At 72.0% G+C, this 18,553-nt stretch carries 15 protein-coding genes; 8 read left to right on the top strand and 7 right to left on the bottom strand.

Going from position 1 to position 18,553, the window contains the following annotated elements; all coding sequences use genetic code 11:
• Positions 1–27 precede the first annotated feature (27 nt).
• From ilvD to O1Q96_RS03985, 4 genes are all read right to left on the bottom strand, one after another.
• Positions 28–1,881 carry a dihydroxy-acid dehydratase gene (ilvD, locus tag O1Q96_RS04000; protein ID WP_269246878.1) on the bottom strand — a complete coding sequence of 618 codons (1,854 nt, stop codon included), beginning with the start codon at positions 1,879–1,881 and terminating at the stop codon, positions 28–30.
• 174 nt (positions 1,882–2,055) lie between these two features.
• Positions 2,056–2,670 carry a TetR/AcrR family transcriptional regulator gene (locus tag O1Q96_RS03995; RefSeq protein ID WP_269246877.1) on the bottom strand — a complete coding sequence of 205 codons (615 nt, stop codon included), beginning with the start codon at positions 2,668–2,670 and terminating at the stop codon, positions 2,056–2,058.
• Positions 2,667–3,494: a sugar phosphate isomerase/epimerase family protein gene (locus O1Q96_RS03990; RefSeq protein ID WP_269246876.1), complete on the bottom strand. Its 828-nt coding sequence runs from the start codon at positions 3,492–3,494 to the stop codon at positions 2,667–2,669. Before O1Q96_RS03990 ends, O1Q96_RS03995 begins: the two co-directional genes overlap by 4 nt.
• A gap of 308 nt (positions 3,495–3,802) precedes the next feature.
• Positions 3,803–4,735 (bottom strand): Ppx/GppA family phosphatase, encoded by a 933-nt coding sequence (locus O1Q96_RS03985; protein ID WP_269246875.1) that lies wholly within the window; start codon positions 4,733–4,735, stop codon positions 3,803–3,805.
• A 176-nt stretch (positions 4,736–4,911) separates the two neighbouring features.
• Between O1Q96_RS03985 and O1Q96_RS03980 the strand changes: the two genes are divergently transcribed.
• Entirely contained in the window at positions 4,912–5,706 is a 795-nt protein-coding gene (locus O1Q96_RS03980) for a DUF3109 family protein (protein WP_419587035.1), read from the top strand.
• A gap of 109 nt (positions 5,707–5,815) precedes the next feature.
• On the opposite strand, the gene O1Q96_RS03975 is transcribed toward O1Q96_RS03980, so the two are convergent.
• Positions 5,816–7,750 carry a BACON domain-containing protein gene (locus tag O1Q96_RS03975; RefSeq protein ID WP_269253467.1) on the bottom strand — a complete coding sequence of 645 codons (1,935 nt, stop codon included), beginning with the start codon at positions 7,748–7,750 and terminating at the stop codon, positions 5,816–5,818.
• A gap of 222 nt (positions 7,751–7,972) precedes the next feature.
• Here O1Q96_RS03975 and radA point away from each other — a divergent pair, with 222 nt between their 5' ends.
• Both radA and disA read left to right on the top strand, forming a co-directional pair.
• Entirely contained in the window at positions 7,973–9,382 is a 1,410-nt protein-coding gene (gene radA, locus O1Q96_RS03970) for a DNA repair protein RadA (protein WP_269246873.1), read from the top strand.
• 70 nt (positions 9,383–9,452) lie between these two features.
• On the top strand, positions 9,453–10,577 hold the full coding sequence (gene disA / locus O1Q96_RS03965) for a DNA integrity scanning diadenylate cyclase DisA (RefSeq protein ID WP_269246872.1): 1,125 nt from the start codon (positions 9,453–9,455) through the stop codon (positions 10,575–10,577).
• A 275-nt stretch (positions 10,578–10,852) separates the two neighbouring features.
• Here the strand turns inward: disA and O1Q96_RS03960 are convergent, their stop codons facing one another.
• The gene (locus tag O1Q96_RS03960) at positions 10,853–11,674 is read right to left on the bottom strand and encodes a hypothetical protein (RefSeq protein ID WP_269246871.1); all 822 of its coding nucleotides are present in this window, start codon (positions 11,672–11,674) and stop codon (positions 10,853–10,855) included.
• A 238-nt stretch (positions 11,675–11,912) separates the two neighbouring features.
• Between O1Q96_RS03960 and O1Q96_RS03955 the strand changes: the two genes are divergently transcribed.
• The 5 genes from O1Q96_RS03955 (at position 11,913) to cseC (ending at position 16,661) form a co-directional block, all read left to right on the top strand.
• Complete coding sequence (locus O1Q96_RS03955; RefSeq protein WP_269246870.1) at positions 11,913–12,842, top strand: HhH-GPD family protein; 930 nt, start codon at positions 11,913–11,915, stop codon at positions 12,840–12,842.
• A gap of 257 nt (positions 12,843–13,099) precedes the next feature.
• A complete protein-coding gene (locus O1Q96_RS03950) occupies positions 13,100–13,657 on the top strand; it encodes a SigE family RNA polymerase sigma factor (protein ID WP_269246869.1) in 558 nt (185 codons plus the stop codon).
• Complete coding sequence (locus O1Q96_RS03945) at positions 13,645–14,295, top strand: hypothetical protein (RefSeq protein WP_269246868.1); 651 nt, start codon at positions 13,645–13,647, stop codon at positions 14,293–14,295. Before O1Q96_RS03950 ends, O1Q96_RS03945 begins: the two co-directional genes overlap by 13 nt.
• A gap of 72 nt (positions 14,296–14,367) precedes the next feature.
• Positions 14,368–15,087: a two-component system response regulator CseB gene (cseB, locus tag O1Q96_RS03940; protein ID WP_269246867.1), complete on the top strand. Its 720-nt coding sequence runs from the start codon at positions 14,368–14,370 to the stop codon at positions 15,085–15,087.
• Between the two features lie 275 nt (positions 15,088–15,362).
• Positions 15,363–16,661: a two-component system sensor histidine kinase CseC gene (gene cseC / locus O1Q96_RS03935; protein ID WP_269253466.1), complete on the top strand. Its 1,299-nt coding sequence runs from the start codon at positions 15,363–15,365 to the stop codon at positions 16,659–16,661.
• Between the two features lie 159 nt (positions 16,662–16,820).
• Here cseC and O1Q96_RS03930 read toward each other — a convergent pair whose 3' ends face one another.
• A complete protein-coding gene (locus O1Q96_RS03930) occupies positions 16,821–18,416 on the bottom strand; it encodes an MDR family MFS transporter (RefSeq protein ID WP_269253465.1) in 1,596 nt (531 codons plus the stop codon).
• Between the last annotated feature and the right edge of the window lie 137 nt (positions 18,417–18,553).

The following is an 18,553-nucleotide window of genomic DNA, read 5'->3' as shown; positions in this document are numbered from 1 at the left end:
GGTCCACGTGCGGGTGGCGCTGCCGGGCTAGCCGAGCTTCGAGACGTCGCGGACCGCGCCCTTGTCCGCGCTGGTCGCCATCGCGGCGTACGCGCGCAGGGCGGCCGAGACCTTGCGGTCACGGGCGACCGGTGCGTACACACCTGCGAGGGCCTCGCGGCGCGTGGCCAGTTCCTCGTCGGAGACCAGGAGCTCGATGCTGCGGCCCGGGATGTCGATGCGGATGCGGTCGCCGTCGCGGACCAGGGCGATCGTGCCGCCGGACGCCGCCTCGGGCGAGGCGTGGCCGATGGACAGGCCCGAGGTGCCGCCGGAGAAGCGGCCGTCGGTGATCAGGGCGCAGGTCTTGCCGAGGCCGCGGCCCTTGAGGAAGGAGGTCGGGTAGAGCATCTCCTGCATGCCGGGCCCGCCCTTGGGGCCCTCGTAGCGGATGACGACGACGTCGCCGTGCGTGATCTCCTTCTTGAGGATCTTGTCGACGGCTTCCTCCTGCGACTCGCAGACGACCGCCGGGCCCTCGAAGGTCCAGATCGACTCGTCCACGCCGGCCGTCTTCACGACACAGCCGTCGACGGCGAGGTTGCCCTTGAGGACGGCGAGGCCGCCGTCCTTCGAGTACGCGTGCTCGGCGCTGCGGATGCAGCCGCCGGCGGCGTCCGTGTCCAGGGCCTCCCAGCGCTCCGACTGGGAGAAGGCCTCCGCCGAGCGCACACAGCCGGGGGCCGCGTGCCACAGCTCCAGGGCCTCCGGCGACGGGGAGCCGCCGCGCACGTCCCACGTCTTCAGCCAGTCGGCGAGGGACGAGCTGTGGACCGAGTTGACGTCCTCGTTGAGCAGGCCCGCGCGGTGCAGTTCACCGAGGAGGGCGGGGATGCCGCCGGCCCGGTGCACGTCCTCCATGTAGTACGTGCGGTCCTTGGCGACGTTCGGTGCGACCTTCGCCAGACACGGCACCCGGCGCGAGACCTCGTTGATGTCGTCCAGGTCGAACGCGACGCCCGCCTCCTGGGCCGCGGCCAGCAGGTGCAGGATCGTGTTGGTCGAGCCGCCCATCGCGATGTCGAGGGCCATGGCGTTCTGGAAGGCCGCGAAGGTGGCGACGTTGCGGGGCAGGACCGTCTCGTCGTCCTGCTCGTAGTAGCGGCGGGTGATGTCCATCACCGTGCGGCCCGCGTTCTCGTACAGCGCGCGGCGGGCCGTGTGCGTGGCCAGGACCGAGCCGTTGCCCGGGAGGGCGAGTCCGATGGCCTCCGCGAGGCAGTTCATGGAGTTGGCCGTGAACATGCCGGAACAGGAACCGCACGTCGGACAGGCGTTCTCCTCGATACGGAGGATGTCCTCGTCCGAGATCTTCTCGTTCACGGCGTCGGAGATCGCGTCGACCAGGTCGAGCGTGCGGACCGTGCCGTCGACCAGCGTGGCCCGGCCGGACTCCATCGGGCCGCCGGAGACGAAGACCGTGGGGATGTTGAGCCGCAGCGCGGCGTTCAGCATGCCCGGGGTGATCTTGTCGCAGTTCGAGATGCAGATCAGGGCGTCGGCGCAGTGGGCCTCGACCATGTACTCCACGCTGTCCGCGATCAGGTCGCGGGACGGCAGGGAGTAGAGCATTCCGCCGTGGCCCATCGCGATGCCGTCGTCGACGGCGATCGTGTTGAACTCGCGCGGGATGCCGCCTGCGGCCGTGATGGCCTCACTCACGATCCGGCCGACGGGCTGGAGGTGGGTGTGGCCGGGCACGAACTCCGTGAAGGAGTTGGCGACCGCGATGATCGGCTTGCGGCCGATGTCCGCGCCCGGTACACCGGAGGCGCGCATAAGGGCGCGTGCGCCCGCCATGTTGCGGCCGTGGGTGACTGTGCGGGACCTCAGCTCGGGCATCGTCGCTCGCTCCTTCGGAGAGTGTTGACTCCCATCGAGCGTACGCCGGTCATCCAGGGGGCGGACACGATGTCCGGAATGCGGGATGGTTGTCTCGGCTTTCGGCCCGGACCGTGGTGGGCGACCCGCCGCGGTTCCCCGCAGCCTCCGGGGCTCCCCCGAAGGGGGCCGGGCTCAGGGGTTCGTCAGGTGGCCCTGGATCACGGGGGCCACCCTCGCGATGATCTGTTCCGGGTCCGCCGAGGCGAGGGGCTCGACCTTGATCACGTAACGCAGCATCGCGATGCCGACCAGCTGGGCGGCGGCCAGTTCCGCGCGCAGTTCGGCGTCCGGCACATCGAGCCGGCCCGCGACGCGGCGCAGCAGCTGGGCCGAGACGAGGCGGCGGAAGACCGTGGCCGCGACCTCGTTGTTCACGGCGGAGCGGATGATCGCGAGCAGCGCACCGCGGGTCGCCGGGTTCTCCCAGACCCCGAAGAAGAAGCGGGCCAGCTGCTCGCCGACGCCGTCGAGAGGGCCCTCGTCGATCACGCCGGGAGCCTTCAGGAGAGGGCCGAACGCGACCTCGATCGACGACTCGAAGACCTGCTCCTTGGTACCGAAGTAGTGGTGCACGAGCGCCGAGTCCACGCCCGCCGCCTTGGCGATGCCGCGCACGGACGTCTTCTCGAAGCCCCGCTCCGAGAACTCCTCGCGGGCCGCCGCCAGGATGCGGTCACGGGCCGCGGGGGCGTCGGTGGAGTCCGTACGGGAGGGGCGTCCCCGGCGGCGCGGGGCGGCGGCGGTCATGTACGCGGAACCCGGGCGGCCGCCGAGGCCAGGTGGAGCCGGGTGAAGGCGAGGGCCTCCGCCAGGTCGGCCTCGCGCTCGGCGCCCGACATGGCCCGGCGGGTGTTGACCTCGATGACGACGTGGCCGTCGAACCCGGACAGGGCGAGCCGTTCGAGCAGCTCGGCGCAGGGCTGGGTACCGCGGCCGGGGACCAGGTGCTCGTCCTTGTTGGAGCCGTTGCCGTCGGCGAGGTGGACGTGGCCGAGGCGGTCGCTCATGCGGTCGACCATCTGGAGCGCGTCGGTGCGGGCGGTCGCGGTGTGGCTCAGGTCGATCGTGAAGTGCCGGTAGTCGTCCTTCGTCACGTCCCAGTCGGGGGCGTACGCGAGCATCTCGCGGTCGCGGTAGCGCCAGGGATACATGTTTTCGACGGCGAACCGTACGTCCGTCTCGTTCGCCATGCGCCAGATGCCGCTGACGAAGTCGCGGGAGTACTGGCGCTGCCAGCGGAAGGGAGGGTGGACGACGACCGTGCTCGCCCCGAGCTTCTCGGCGGCCGCCTGGGCGCGCTGGAGCTTGGTCCACGGGTCGGTGGACCAGACGCGCTGGGTGATGAGCAGGCAGGGAGCGTGCACGGCGAGGATCGGGACGTGGTGGTAGTCGCTCAGGCGGCGCAGGGCCTCGATGTCCTGGCTGACCGGATCGGTCCACACCATGACCTCGACACCGTCGTAGCCGAGGCGCGCGGCGATCTCGAAGGCCGTCGCCGTCGACTCCGGGTACACGGAGGCCGTGGAGAGCGCGACCTTCGCATCCGGGATGCGCACGACTGGTTCTGCCACGGGGACAGGTTACGGGGTGGCTCCGGTGGCTGTGGCAGGGCGGTGGGGTTTGGCCGGGGAGCACCGGGTCGCCGACGGGGCGCGCTCCCGGGCGGCAGCGGGCCTGCCGGGGGCCTGGCGCGTGAACGCCCCGGCCGCGCATGTCACGGCCCCGCGCCGCCAGGCGGGTGGGGTGGGGGCGTGCGGCGGGCAGGGCGTGGAGTGTGCGCCGGGTGGGGTTGTCCGGGGTTGTGCGCCCGGTTTCTCGCGCCCCTGCGGACGCCCCTACGGCGGGGCCGCCTGGTCCCTACGGCGAAGCCGCCTGATCCTTACGGCGAGGCCATCTGGTCGAGGCTGCGGAGGATCACGCCCTCGCGGAGCGCCCAGGGGCAGATCTCCACGGTCTCCACCCCGAAGAGGTCCATCGCGCCCTCGGCGACGATGGCGCCGGCGAGGAGCTGGCCCGCGCGGCCCTCGGACACCCCGGGGAGTTCCGCGCGTTCGGCGATGGTCATGGAGGCGAGCCGCGGGACCCAGTCCTGCAGGGAGCGGCGCTTGAGCTCGCGCTGGACGTACAGGCCGTCGGTCGAGCGCGCGGCGCCGGCGAGACGGGCGAGCTGCTTGAAGGTCTTGGAGGTGGCGACGACGTGGTCGGGGGCGCCGAAGCGGCTGAACTCCCCGACCGTACGGGCGATCTGGGCCCGCACGTGCCGGCGCAGGGCCTTGATGTCCGCCGGGTCCGCGGGGTCGCTCGGGAGCCAGCCCGCGGTCAGCCGGCCCGCGCCCAGCGGCAGTGACGCCGCCGCGTCGGGCTCCTCGTCTATGCCGTACGCGATCTCCAGCGATCCGCCGCCGATGTCCAGGCAGAGCAGCTTCCCGGCCGACCAGCCGAACCAGCGGCGGGCGGCGAGGAAGGTGAGCCGGGCCTCCTCCGCGCCGGTGAGGACCTGGAGCTCCACACCGGTCTCGGCGCGCACCCGGGCCAGCACCTCGTCGGCGTTGCTGGCCTCGCGGACCGCGGAGGTCGCGAAGGGCAGCAGGTCCTCGACACCCTTGTCCTCGGCGGCCTCCATCGCCTCCCGGACGACGGCGATCAGCTTGTCGACCCCTTCGGAATCGATCGCGCCGCTCGCGTCGAGGAGTTGGGCGAGCCGCAGCTCCGCCTTGTGCGAATGCGCGGGCAGCGGGCGCGCGCCGGGGTGTGCGTCCACCACCAGCAGATGCACCGTGTTCGAACCCACGTCCAGGACACCGAGTCTCATGGACGGAACGCTACTGCGCCCGGGCCGCCCGGCCGTCCCCAGAGTGGTCACAGGCGACTTACTCTGGACACGTGCCAAAGACGAAAAAGACGAAGAGCGACAAATCGACCAAGGGTTCCGCCGCGGAGTCCGTGGCGGACTTCGAGCAGGACCTGGTGTCCGGGTCCAAGAAGCCCGTGAAGTCACCGAAGGCCCCCAAGCACCCGAAGCCGCCGAAGGGCGACGAGAAGGGGCTCGATTTCGCGCGCGCGTGGGTGGAGTTCCCGGACCCGTCCGACGGCGAGCAGGTCTTCCGCTGCGATCTGACCTGGCTGACCTCTCGCTGGAACTGCGTCTTCGGAAGCGGCTGCCAGGGAATCCAGGCCGGCCGCGCGGACGACGGGTGCTGCACGCTCGGCGCCCACTTCTCGGACGAGGACGACGAGAAGCGTGTCGCCGGGCATGTGGCGAGGCTCACGCCCGAGATCTGGCAGAACCACGCGGTGGGGACGGAGACCGGCTGGGTCTCGAAGGACGAGGACGGTGACCGGCAGACGCGCCCGTACCAGGGGTCCTGCATCTTCCAGAACCGGCCGGGTTTCGCCGGCGGCGCGGGCTGCTCGCTGCACATCCTCGCCGTCAAGGAGGGCCTCGAGCCCCTGGAGACCAAGCCGGACGTCTGCTGGCAGCTGCCGGTCCGGCGGACGTACGAGTGGATCGACCGGCCCGACGACACCCGCGTGCTGCAGGTCTCGATCGGCGAGTACGACCGGCGCGGCTGGGGTCCCGGTGGCCACGACCTGCACTGGTGGTGCACCTCGGCGACGTCGGCGCACGGTGCGGGGGACCCGGTGTACGTCTCGTACCGGCCCGAGCTGATCGAGCTGATGGGCAAGGCGGGGTACGACCGTCTGGTCGAGCTGTGCGAGGAGCGTCTGGCCTCGCAGTTGCCGCTGCTTGCCCCGCATCCGGCGGACCCGGTGGACCGCTGACGCAGCACGTCCCGCTGGGGCGCGTGAACCGCGGCCGGTCCCCCGCGACCCGCGGCGGCAGGTGAGACCCCGTGCCGGGCGCTCAGCCGCCCGACGGACTGCGAGGCGCTCAGCCGCCCGACGGGCTCGGGGCCCCGCTGTCGCTCGGGGCCGCGCTGTCACCGGGCGGCGGCGTGGGACTTCCGGAGGAGCCCGGCGGGGGCTCCGGCTCCGGATCGGACGGGGTCGGCTCGCTGGGCGTCGGCTCCGGCCCTGGGTCCGAGGGCGTCGGTTCGCTCGGCGTGGGCTCGGGGTCGGGCCCCGGGCCCGGGTCTGTCGGACCGGGGTCGGTCGGCGTCGGCGGGTCCGGGCGGGGCCCGGGGTGTGTCGGGCTCGGGCCCGCGGTGCCGTAGCCGTCGATCGTGACCACCGCGCCCGCGGGTGCGATCGACACCCGTGCGCTCCAGAGGCCGATCGGCTCGCGGAGATGATCGACGTACACCTTGATCGTCAACGACTCCCCCGGTTCCAGCGTTCCCGACGACCGGCTCAGGTAGAGCCAGGACGCTCCGGTGCGCGCGGACCAGTGGACCGGTGCGTCGCCGGTCGCCCTGAGGGTGATGAGGGTCGTGTCGCCGCTGGAGTCGGCCGCAACGGCCAGGCCGTGGTCCTGCCGCCCCGGGGCCACGCTGATGACCTCCACGGAGACATCGGGCGAGCCGCTGCGCGGGGTGAAGCGGGCGTCGGGCCTCGTACTGGCGTTGCCCGCGTTCTCGTAGCCGGGGGCCTCGTCCCCGAACCCCTCGGAGTCGTGCGCCTCGCTCGCGGTGACCGACCGGCCGTCGGCGCCCTCGCCGATGAGGGGCGCGCCGCGGTAGGCCGCCCACAGGGCGAGTACGGGAGCCGCCACGACGGTGGCGACGACCGTGGTCGTGACGGCACGGGCGCGGAGGCGGTCCCGGCGGGCCGCGTGGTCCTTGGGGTCCATCGGGAAGCCGCGCCGGTCGAAGCGCGGACCGCCGCCCCGCGCGCGCGGGAGGTGCGTCATCGCCATGTGGAGGGCCGCGCGCGGGGCTTCGAGCACGGGCAGCGCGGCGGGCGTGACGCTGGTGCCGGGCCAGGAGCCCGGGACCGCGCGCTCGGCGGTCCGGCGGCAGCGCGGGCAGTCGTCGACGTGCCGGACCAGTTCACGGCGCAGGGCCGTGCTGAGGACGAGGTGGTTGTCGCCCGTGAGGCGCGTGACACCCGGACAGGTACCGGTTTCGACGACGGCGAGGGCCGCGCGCGTGCGCTCGACCTCGCAGGCGGCCGCCGCGAGGAGTTCCCGGGCGGCGGCCGGATCCATGCCGAGGACGGCGGCGACCTCGTGCGCGGCAAGCTGGTGACGGACGGCGAGTTCGAGCGCCTCACGCTGCTCGGGCGTCGTCCCGGCGGCCTCCGGCCAGGCCAGCAGGGCCAGTTCGCGACGGCGGCGGTCCTCCTCCGCGGCGGCGAGGAGGTCGGCGGTGCGGTCCGGGGAGCGGTCCGGGGAGCGGTCCGGCGCCGTGGTGGGGGCGCGACGGGCGGCGTGGACGACCTTGGCCTGGCCCTCCGCGCGCGGGGCGGAGGAACGGCCCGAAGCGTCCGCGCCCGTGGAACGGCCCGGGGCGTCCGAGCCCGAGGGACGGCCGGGCACCTCCCTGCCCTGAGGGCGGCCCGGGGTGCGTGGGCCGGCCTCGGAGCGGCCCGAGGCGTGGGCGCCATGACGTTTCTGCTTGGCCTCGGCGAGCTTGCGCAGGCAGGACCAACGGGCGAGCGCGTAGAGCCAGGCCCGGCGGTCGTCGGACGCCTCCGGGCCGCGCTGGCCGCGCCGCTCGGCCAGGGCGAGGACGTCCCCGAGAGCGGCGGTCGCCGTGTCGTGGTCGCACAGCACCGAGAGGCAGTACGTGAACAGGCCATCCAGATATGGCTCGTAGCGCGCGGGTGGGCGCTGCGCCAGCGTGCGCGCCGCCGCCCGGTCACGCGCTGCACGGTGCGCCCGGTGTGCGCCGGTGGTGTGCGGGGAGGTCTCCGGACTGCTGCTCATCACCCGTGCGACCGTAGGGGCCTGACAGTGGCCCCTTCTTCCTGCTTGCGCACATTTAATCCGTACGGGTGAAACGATCCCTCATAAGAGGACAGGAACCCCGAATTCCATGGCGTGTTCCTGACGAGTCGTGGCCGGTTTGCGAAGGGTGCCCGGATATCGGCATCGCGCGGCGAACAGGCCGTCACCGCACTGTCGGTGGTGCCGGTTACGGTTCGTGTCATGGCTGCCCGTACGAAGACCGCGAAGGACCGGCCGTCCTACCGCTGCACCGAATGCGGCTGGCAGACGGCCAAGTGGCTCGGCCGCTGCTCCGAGTGCCAGGCCTGGGGGACGGTCGAGGAGTACGGCGCGCCCGCCGTGCGTACGACGGCCCCCGGCCGCGTCACCACGAACGCGTTGCCCATCGGCCAGGTCGACGGCCGGCAGGCGACCGCCCGCTCGACCGGTGTGCCCGAGCTGGACCGGGTGCTCGGCGGCGGCCTCGTGCCGGGCGCGGTGGTGCTCGTGGCGGGCGAGCCGGGCGTCGGCAAGTCCACCCTGCTGCTGGACGTGGCGGCCAAGGCGGCGAGCGACGAGCACCGCACGCTCTACATCACGGGCGAGGAGTCGGCCAGCCAGGTCCGCCTGCGCGCCGACCGCATCAAGGCGATCGACGACAACCTGTTCCTGGCGGCGGAGACCGATCTGTCCGCGGTCCTCGGTCATCTGGACGCGGTGAAGCCGTCCCTGCTCATCGTCGACTCCGTACAGACCGTGGCCTCTCCGGAGATCGACGGCGCCCCCGGAGGCATGTCCCAGGTCCGCGAGGTGGCCGGAGCCCTGATCCGCGCCTCCAAGGAGCGCGGCATGTCCACCCTCCTGGTCGGTCACGTCACCAAGGACGGGGCCATCGCCGGCCCGCGTCTCCTGGAGCACCTCGTGGACGTCGTCCTGAGCTTCGAGGGCGACCGGCACGCGCGCCTGCGACTCGTGCGGGGCGTCAAGAACCGTTACGGGACGACGGACGAGGTCGGCTGCTTCGAGCTGCACGACGAGGGCATCACGGGTCTGACCGACCCGAGCGGTCTGTTCCTCACCCGCCGGGCGGAGCCCGTCCCCGGCACCTGTCTGACCGTCACCCTCGAAGGCCGCCGCCCCCTGGTCGCCGAGGTCCAGGCGCTCACCGTGGACACCCAGATCCCCACCCCGAGGCGTACGACGTCCGGCCTGGAGACCTCCCGGGTCCAGATGATGCTCGCCGTCCTCGAACAGCGAGGCCGGATCAGCGCGCTCGGAAAGCGGGACATCTACACGGCGACGGTCGGCGGCGTGAAGCTCTCCGAGCCCGCCGCGGACCTCGCGGTCGCGCTCGCCCTGGCCAGCGCGGCGAGCGACACCCCGCTCCCCAAGAACCTCGTCGCGATCGGTGAAGTGGGCCTCGCGGGCGAGGTCAGACGGGTCACGGGGGTGCAGCGCAGGCTCGCCGAAGCACACCGTCTGGGCTTCACCCACGCCCTCGTTCCGGGCGACCCGGGCAAGATCCCCGCCGGTATGAAGGTCCTGGAAGTCGCCGACATGGGAGACGCGCTGCGGGTCCTCCCGAGGTCGCGTCGGCGAGACGCCCCACGGGAGGACGAAGAGCGCCGGTAGACTTTGCCCAGGTCTCGCCCGTCCGTACGAACCGAGGGCGCCCCCAGAAGCCTGCGACCGGAGGAGTGCAGTGGCAGCCAACGACCGGGCAGCAGTTCCCGGCAAGTCCGGCGGGAGTTCCGGTGCCGATGGTCTGATGCGTACCTCCCTGAGCGCCGTGGCACCCGGTACCGGGCTGCGTGACGGCCTGGAGCGGATCCTCCGCGGCAACACCGGCGGGCTCATCGTGCTCGGCTGGGACAAGAACGTCGAGGCCATGTGCAGCGGCGGTTTCGTGCTGGACGTCGAGTTCACGGCGACCCGGCTGCGCGAGCTGTGCAAGCTCGACGGCGGCATCATCGTCGACAAGGACATCACCAAGATCTTGCGGGCCGGCGTGCAGCTGGTCCCCGACCCGACCATCCCCACCGAGGAGACGGGCACCCGTCACCGCACGGCGGACCGGGTGAGCAAGCAGGTCGGCTTCCCCGTCGTCTCCGTCTCCCAGTCCATGCGTCTGATCGCGCTGTACGTGGACGGGCAGCGGCGGGTCCTGGAGGACTCGGCCGCGATCCTCTCCCGTGCCAACCAGGCGCTGGCCACGCTGGAGCGGTACAAGCTCCGTCTCGACGAGGTCGCGGGCACGCTGTCCGCGCTGGAGATCGAGGACCTGGTCACCGTCCGGGACGTGTCAGCGGTGGCCCAGCGGCTGGAGATGGTGCGGCGGATCGCGACCGAGATCGCCGAGTACGTGGTCGAGTTGGGCACGGACGGGCGGCTGCTCGCGCTGCAGCTGGACGAGTTGATCGCCGGGGTCGAGCCCGAGCGGTCGCTCGTGGTGCGGGACTACGTGCCCGAACCGACCGCGAAGCGCTCCCGCACGGTCGACGAGGCGCTGTTCGAGCTCGACGCGCTCGCTCACGCCGAGCTGCTCGAAATGCCCACGGTGGCGCGGGCACTGGGCTACACCGGGTCGCCCGAGGCGCTCGACTCCGCGGTGTCGCCCCGCGGGTTCCGGCTGCTGGCCAAGGTGCCGCGGCTGCCCGGCGCGATCATCGACCGGCTGGTCGAGCACTTCGGGGGGCTGCAGAAGCTTCTCGCTGCCAGCGTGGACGATCTGCAGACCGTGGACGGGGTCGGGGAGGCTCGGGCGCGGAGTGTGCGGGAGGGGCTTTCGCGGTTGGCGGAGTCCTCGATTCTCGAGCGCTACGTGTAGCCGTCCGGCGGTTTGGCGGGGTTTTGGGCTGAGGCGAGTTGTGTGGGTGGCCCGTGCCCTCGCCGAGGGTGGGGCGCGTTGTTTTCCGGTGCCGGTCCGTGAGGGCTGGTCGCGCAGTTCCCCGCGCCCCTCAAAGGCGCCTGACGGCGCCAGGTGGTTGAGCCGGTGACCCCCGTGGGGGCTTGTCGCGCAGTTCCTCGCGCCCCTGAAGGGCGCCTGATGGCGCCAGCCGGGCCTCGCCCCTCTTCGTGGAAGGGCTTGTTCCGGCTGAGGTGTCAGTCCTTTTTCAGGACGAAGGATGTCTGGGACTTGGGGAGGCCCGGGGTTTTGGCTTCTACCAGGTACGTGCCGGGAGTCGCCGTCAGTGCCGGTGGGGTCGCGCACTGGGGGGCGCTCGCCTTGCGGTTCCATTCGACGGTGCGGGTGACGCGGTTCTCCGCCGGGACGCGGAAGAGAATGCTCGCGGCACTCGTGGGACAGTCGGCCGAGGACCAGATCTCGTCGTCGCTCTCCGCCTGAGTGATCGTCAGGACGGCGTTCTTCGGGCCGAGGTCGAGCTTGCAGTCGCTGCTGGAGGAGTTCCTGGCGATCAGTTCGAAGGTGGGCTTCTCGTCGGGTGTGTACGAGTTGCTGACGCTGCGCAGCGTCAGCTTCACGGACCCCGCCGTGCAGTTGGGCAGGCTGGACCCGGCCGGAACCGTGTCCCCCGAGCCGCCACCGCCCTCGCCGTCGTCCCCGCCGCCACCGGAACCGGCACCGCCCGAGGCCGAACTGCCCGACCCGGAACCGCCCGAGCCTCCGGAGCCCGCCGACCCGCCGGACTCCCCGGAACCGTCGCCGCCACCGCTCGACTCGTCACGCCCGCCCGGGGCTTGACTGATCGCGGGGTCGGACCCGGAGGGGCCGGGTGTGATCGAGGCCGTGGGGTTCTTGCCGTTGCCCCCGTCGGCGTCGTTCCTGTTGCCGCCTCCGCCTCCGGAGGTGACCACCCACGTGATCAACAGTGCCAACACCGCGAACATGGACGCGAGAATGGCCCTCCGTCGCCAGTAGATGGAGGAGGGAAGCGGCCCGACCGGATTGCGCAGAGATCCCACGGCGCAAACTGTACGAGAAATCGGGGAGTTCGCTGTCCTCACCCGCCGCCCAGGACCTCAACTTTTTCCGATCATCATCCTGGAAGGGCCTCGGGCCGCTGTCGTCCGCCGGGTGCGCCCCATCACCGCGGGGGCGCGGGGAACTGCGCCGCGCGCCCCGCCGACCCACGCCCAGAACACAACACAACGCCCCCGACCCCGGCAAACCGCCGGAGGCCGTGGCAGGATCGGAACTGCCATGACTGCTCCCACGAAGCCCTCATCCCGCGCCCAGGCCGACACGCTCGAGACCGTCGGCGACGACCTGCACGCCCCTGTCATCGACTGGTTCGAGGAGAACGCGCGCGACCTGCCGTGGCGGCGGGCCGACGCGGGGCCGTGGGGGGTGATGGTCAGCGAGTTCATGTTGCAGCAGACACCGGTGAGCCGGGTGCTTCCGGTGTACGAGCAGTGGCTCGCCCGCTGGCCGAGGCCCGCCGATCTCGCCGCCGACGCGCCGGGCGAGGCCGTCCGCGCCTGGGGCCGGCTCGGCTACCCCCGGCGTGCGCTGCGTCTGCACGGCGCGGCGGTCGCCATAACGGAGCGGCACGGCGGCGACGTACCCACGGAGCACGCGCAGTTGCTCGCGCTGCCCGGCATCGGCGAGTACACGGCGGCCGCGGTGGCCTCCTTCGCGTACGGGCAGCGGCACGCCGTCCTCGACACGAACGTGCGGCGGGTGTTCGCGCGGGCCGTCACCGGCGTCCAGTACCCGCCGAACGCCACGACCGCCGCCGAACGCAGGCTCGCCCGCACCCTGCTGCCCGACGACGAGCGCACGGCCTCGCTCTGGGCCGCCGCGTCCATGGAGCTCGGCGCGCTCGTCTGCACGGCGAAGAACGAGACGTGTGCGCGGTGCCCGATCGCGGCCCTGTGCACCTGGCGGCTGGCCGGCAAGCCCGCCCACGACGGTCCGCCGCGGCGCGGCCAGACCTACGCGGGCACGGACCGTCAGGTGCGCGGCCGGCTGCTCGCCGTACTGCGCGAGGCCGTCAACCCCGTGCCGCAGTCGGCCCTCGACCGTGTCTGGGAGGAGCCCGTGCAGCGGGCCCGCGCCCTGGACGGGCTGGTCGCCGACGGACTGGTCGAGCCGCTCGTCGGCGGTCTGTACCGGCTCCCGCAGAGCTGACCCACAGCTTCCACCGAGCCCGGTAACAGCTCCCCGGCGGGCAAATCGCCGCGTAACCACCCCAGTCGCCGCCTCGCTTTACCCAGGCCCTACTTCCGTTACACAACCGACGGACAGCCGAGCGCTCCCCGCAGGCTCGCTCGGACAACCCCGTGACAACACGTCCGTAACTTCGGTGCCGTACCGCGGAACAGCGGCACGGCAGGCAACGGACAACCGGCAGCACACAGGTCGGAACGGGGACGGAGGCGGTTGGAATGGCGCACGGCGAGGTGCTCGAGTTCGAAGAGTACGTACGTACCCGGCAGGACGCGCTGCTGCGCAGCGCACGCCGCCTGGTCCCCGACCCCGTCGACGCGCAGGACCTCCTGCAGACCGCGCTGGTGCGGACGTACGGCCGCTGGGACGGCATAGCGGACAAGCGTCTCGCCGACGCCTACCTGCGCCGCGTCATGATCAACACGCGTACGGAGTGGTGGCGGGCCCGCAAGCTGGAGGAGGTCCCCACCGAGCAGCTCCCGGACGCGAGCGTGGAGGACTCCACCGAGCAGCACGCCGACCGCGCGCTCCTGATGGACATCCTGAAGGTGCTCGCTCCCAAGCAGCGCAGCGTCGTCGTGCTGCGACACTGGGAGCAGATGTCCACGGAGGAGACGGCCGCCGCCCTCGGCATGTCGGCCGGCACGGTCAAGAGCACACTGCACCGGGCGCTGGCCCGGCTCCGCGAGGAGCTGGAGCGCCGGTCCAGTGACGAGAACGGCGAGCTCGGCGTACACGCGCCGGAGCGTGAGGAGCGGGAGCGTTGCGCGGCCTAGACACTGAGGGCTCCCGGGCACCCGAGGCCCGGACGGCGGTGATCACGGCAGTGGCCGTGATCACCGCCCTCGGCCTTTTCGTGTCCGCCTGCGGTACGGGCGGCACCGGCGCCCGGGACGAGGGTCCGGCCCTGAGCGACTCGGCCGCCGGAAGCGTCTCGATCCCGTCCGTCCCGGCCTCGGCAACTCCCGACCGGGTGAACGCGGTCCGGCTCGTCAAGGCCGACCCCGGCGTCAGCTCGGCGGTCAAGCGCGACCTGAAACCGTGCGTCGGTGACGAGTACCCGGTCGACGTGTCGTACGGCGACCTCACCGGCGGATCCGCCCAGGACGTCGTTATCAACGTGATGACCTGCGGTGACGCGGTCGGCGTGGGCTCGTACGTGTACCGCGAGGAGGACGACGTCTACCGGAACGTCTTCCGGGCCGAGGAGCCGCCCGTCTACGCGGAGATCGACCGGGGCGACCTGGTGGTCACCCAGCAGGTGTACGAGAAGGACGACCCGGTGACGTATCCGTCCGGCGAGGAAGTGATCACGTACCACTGGATGACGACCCGCTTCACGGAACGGGCCAGGACGCACAACGACTACAGCAAGGTGGTGGGCGGCGAGACCGCGGCGCCGACCGAGCAGTAGGGCGCGTTCCCGTACAACCGCCGGATCCCCTGCCTTCGCAGGGCCCACCGACCGAGAAACTGAGAGCACCGGATGGCAGAGCAGACCCATGTCCTGTTCGTCGAGGACGACGACGTGATCCGCGAGGCCACCCAGCTCGCGCTGGAGCGGGACGGCTTCGTGGTCACCGCCATGCCCGACGGTCTGTCGGGGCTGGAGGCGTTCCGTGCGGACCAGCCCGACATCGCGCTCCTCGACGTGATGGTGCCGGGGATCGACGGGGTGTCGCTGTGCCGTCGGATCCGTGACGAGTCGACCGTCCCCGTGATCATGCTGTCGGCCCGTGCCGACTCGATCGACGTCGTCCTGGGCCTGGAGGCGGGCGCCGACGACTACGTGACGAAGCCCTTCGACGGAGCCGTGCTGGTCGCGCGCATCCGGGCCGTGCTGCGGCGCTTCGGGCACGCGAGCGGATCGCGCTCCGGCGCCGAGACCGACGGCACGTCGTCGGTCCCCGCCGACGGAATGCTGTCCTTCGGTGCCGGCGAACTGGAGATCGACACGGAGGGCATGGAGGTGCGCAGGGGCGGCGCACCGGTGGCGCTGACACCCACCGAGATGCGGCTGCTCCTGGAGTTCTCGTCCGCGCCCGGTACGGTCCTGTCCCGCGACAAGCTGCTGGAGCGGGTGTGGGACTACGGCTGGGGCGGTGACACCCGCGTCGTCGACGTCCATGTGCAGCGGCTGCGTACGAAGATCGGCCAGGACCGGATCGAGACGGTCCGCGGCTTCGGCTACAAGTTGAAGGCCTGAGCGGAGCGGACGATGCGGGGGAGGAACCAGAGCCCGGCCGGCGGGGCCGGTGCACCGGCCGAAGACGGGCGCGGGCGGATCGGCAGAGGTGGTCGCGTGGCGCGTCCGTCGGGAACGGGCGCGGGGGGCATGGCGTGAACGGGCGGGACGAGTCCCTCGGGGACGGGCGGCACCCCGGTCGCGGGGCCGGCCCCGGGCTCGCGACCGTCCCCGAGGCCGATGCCGGCCTCGGCGGGCGCTACCGGGTCGGTCTGCGGGAGAGAACCAGGCGTCTGATGCCACGTACGGGGATCAGGTGGAAGCTCAGCGCCGCGATCGCGGCGGTCGGCGCGCTGGTGGCCGTCGCACTGAGCCTGGTCGTGCACAACGCCGCCCGGGTCTCGATGCTCGACAACGCGCGCGACCTGGCGGACGAGCGCGTCCAGATCGCCCAGCGGAACTACGAGGCGTCCGGGCGGCCGAACTTCCCCGGTATCAAGATCGACGATCCCGGACTGCCGAAGGACCTGCTGGCGAAGGTGACGGCCGGGCGCCGGGCGACCTATGTGACGGAGCCTGCGGACGGCGTGCCCGACATCTGGGCCGCCGTTCCGCTCAAGGACGGCCGGATCCTGTCGCTGCACACGAACTTCACCGACCGCAGCACGACCGTGCTGAAGGACCTCGACGAGGCACTGCTCATCGGTTCGATCGCGGTCGTCTTCGGCGGCTGCGCGCTCGGCGTGCTCATCGGCGGCCAGCTCTCGCGGCGGCTGCGCAAGGCGGCCACGGCGGCCCGGCGGGTCGCGCAGGGCGAGACGGACGTGCGGGTGCGGGACTCGATCGGCGGGGTCGTGCGCGACGAGACCGACGACCTCGCGCGGGCCGTGGACGCGATGGCGGACGCACTGCAGCAGCGCATCGAGGCCGAGCGGCGGGTGACCGCCGACATCGCGCACGAGCTGCGCACTCCGGTGACCGGGCTGCTCACCGCGGCCGAGCTGCTGCCGCCGGGGCGGCCGACGGAACTCGTACGGGACCGGGCGCAGGCGATGCGGCAGCTGGTCGAGGACGTGCTGGAGGTGGCCCGGCTGGACAGCGCGTCCGAGCGGGCCGAGCTGCAGGACATCATGCTGGGCGAGTTCGTCACCCGGCGGGTGACCGCGCGCGACCCGGAGATCCGCGTACGCGTGGTGCACGAGTCGCGGGTCACCACCGACCCCCGGCGTCTGGAGCGGGTCCTCATCAACCTCCTGGTCAACGCCGCCAAGCACGGCAGGCCGCCCATCGAGGTCACGGTCGAGGGCCGGGTCATCCGGGTCCGCGACCACGGGCCGGGTTTCCCCGAGGAGCTGCTCGCCGACGGGCCGAGCCGCTTCCGCACCGGCAGCAGCGACCGTGCGGGCCAGGGGCACGGGCTGGGGCTCACCATCGCCGCGGGGCAGGCGCGGGTGCTCGGTGCGCGGCTCACCTTCCGGAACGTGCGGGCCGTCGGTGCGCCGGACGGCGTGCCGGCGGAGGGGGCGGTGGCGGTCCTGTGGCTCCCGGAGCACGCGCCGACGAACACCGGCAGCTATCCGATGATGCCGGTGTGAGAGCCGGCGGCCCGGGGGTGTGGCCCCCGGGCACGGGTCGGGAACGGCACGGGAACGCGGAGGGCGGAGAGCGGCGAGCGGCGAGCGGCGGGTGAAGGAAAGGGCCCCCGGTCACGGACATGGTCCGCAACCGGGGGCCCTGGGCAGGGCTGGGGCGACTCAGACGGCCTCCGCGACCGTCGGCTTCGCACCCGCGGCGTCCCCGGCCGCACCCCCGCCCGGCTCCTGACCGCCGGGCCCGCCGGAGGCCCCCCGCAACGGGACCTCCTTCACGAACACCGCGCCGATGAGGGCGACCACGGCCACGACGGCTCCCAGCAGGAACGCCGAGTGCGTCCCGGCGGCGACAGCCTGCTGGTAGGCCTCCCGGGCGGCCACCGGCAGCTTCGCCAGACTCGCCGCGTCCAGCTGTGCGGACTGCTCGGTCACCTTTGAGCCGAGCGCCCCGGCCCGCTCGGACATCACGTCCTGGACGCGGTTGTTGAACAGGGCCCCCATGATCGCGACGCCGAAGGACGACCCGAGCGTGCGGAACAGTGTGCTGCTGGACGACGCGACGCCCATGTCCTTCATCTCGACGCTGTTCTGCGAGACGAGCATGGTGATCTGCATCAGGCAGCCCATGCCGGCGCCGACGACGGCCATGTACACGCCGGACGTCAGGCGCGAGGTGTCGGTGTCCATGAGCGACAGCAGGTACAGCCCGACCGCCATCAGCACGCTGCCCACGATCGGGAAGGCCTTGTAGCGCCCGGTGCTGGTGGTCACCCGCCCGGCGACCATCGAGGTCACGAGCATGGCGCCGAGCATCGGCAGCAGCAGCAGTCCGGAGTTGGTCGCCGACGCGCCCTGCACCGACTGCTGGTAGAGCGGCAGGAACAGCACCGCGCCGAACATCACGAACCCGGTGATGAAGCCGACGACCGACATCAGCGTGAAGTTGCGGCTGCGGAAGATGTGCAGCGGCATGACCGGCGCGGCGGCCTTGGTCTGCACGAACAGGAAGCCGACGAGCGCGGCGACACCGATCGCGGCCAGCTCCATGATCATTGCGGAGCCCCAGGCGTACTCGGTCCCGCCCCAGGTGGTGACGAGCACGATCGAGGTGATGCCCACGGTGAGCAGCGCGGCGCCCAGGTAGTCGATCCGCGCCTCCACCCGCTTCCTGGGCAGATGCAGTACGGCACTGACGGCGATCAGCGCCACGACGCCGAGCGGCAGGTTGATGTAGAAGGACCAGCGCCAGCCCCAGTGGTCGGTGATGGTGCCGCCGACCAGCGGCCCGCCGATCATGGCGAGGGCCATCACGCCGGCCATCATGCCCTGGTACTTGCCCCGCTCCCTCGGCGGTATCAGGTCACCGATGATCGCCATGACGCCGACCATCAGACCGCCGGCGCCGAGCCCCTGGATCGCGCGGAACCCGATGAGCTGTCCCATGTCCTGGGCCATGCCGCTCAGTGCCGACCCGATCAGGAAGAGCACGATCGACGTCATGAAGATGCCCTTGCGCCCGTACATGTCGCCGAGCTTGCCCCAGATCGGGGTCGAGGCGGCGGTCGCGAGCGTGTACGCGGTGACGACCCACGACAGGTGTTCCAGACCGCCCAGGTCCCCCACGATGGTCGGCATCGCGGTGCCGATGATCATGTTGTCGAGCATCGCGAGCATCATCGCGATCATCAGTGCGAACAGGACGACCCGTACGCTCCTGGGCTGCTTGCCCGCGTCCACGGCGTCCGCCGGTGCCCCCACTTCGCCCGCTGCCCCGGCCGCTCCGGCCGCCTTGGTGTCCGCCACTGTCCCACTCCCCTGGGTACCGCCCTGCACTTACTTGCCGACCGGCAAGTTGACTACACTGGGAAAGTAGACCCGCAACTAGCCGGGCGTCA

Origin of the sequence: Streptomyces aurantiacus (genome assembly GCF_027107535.1) — a bacterium.
Lineage (GTDB): Bacteria > Actinomycetota > Actinomycetes > Streptomycetales > Streptomycetaceae > Streptomyces.
Note: the sequence above shows the minus strand (reverse complement) of the source record. Positions and strands in the feature narration are given on the sequence as shown.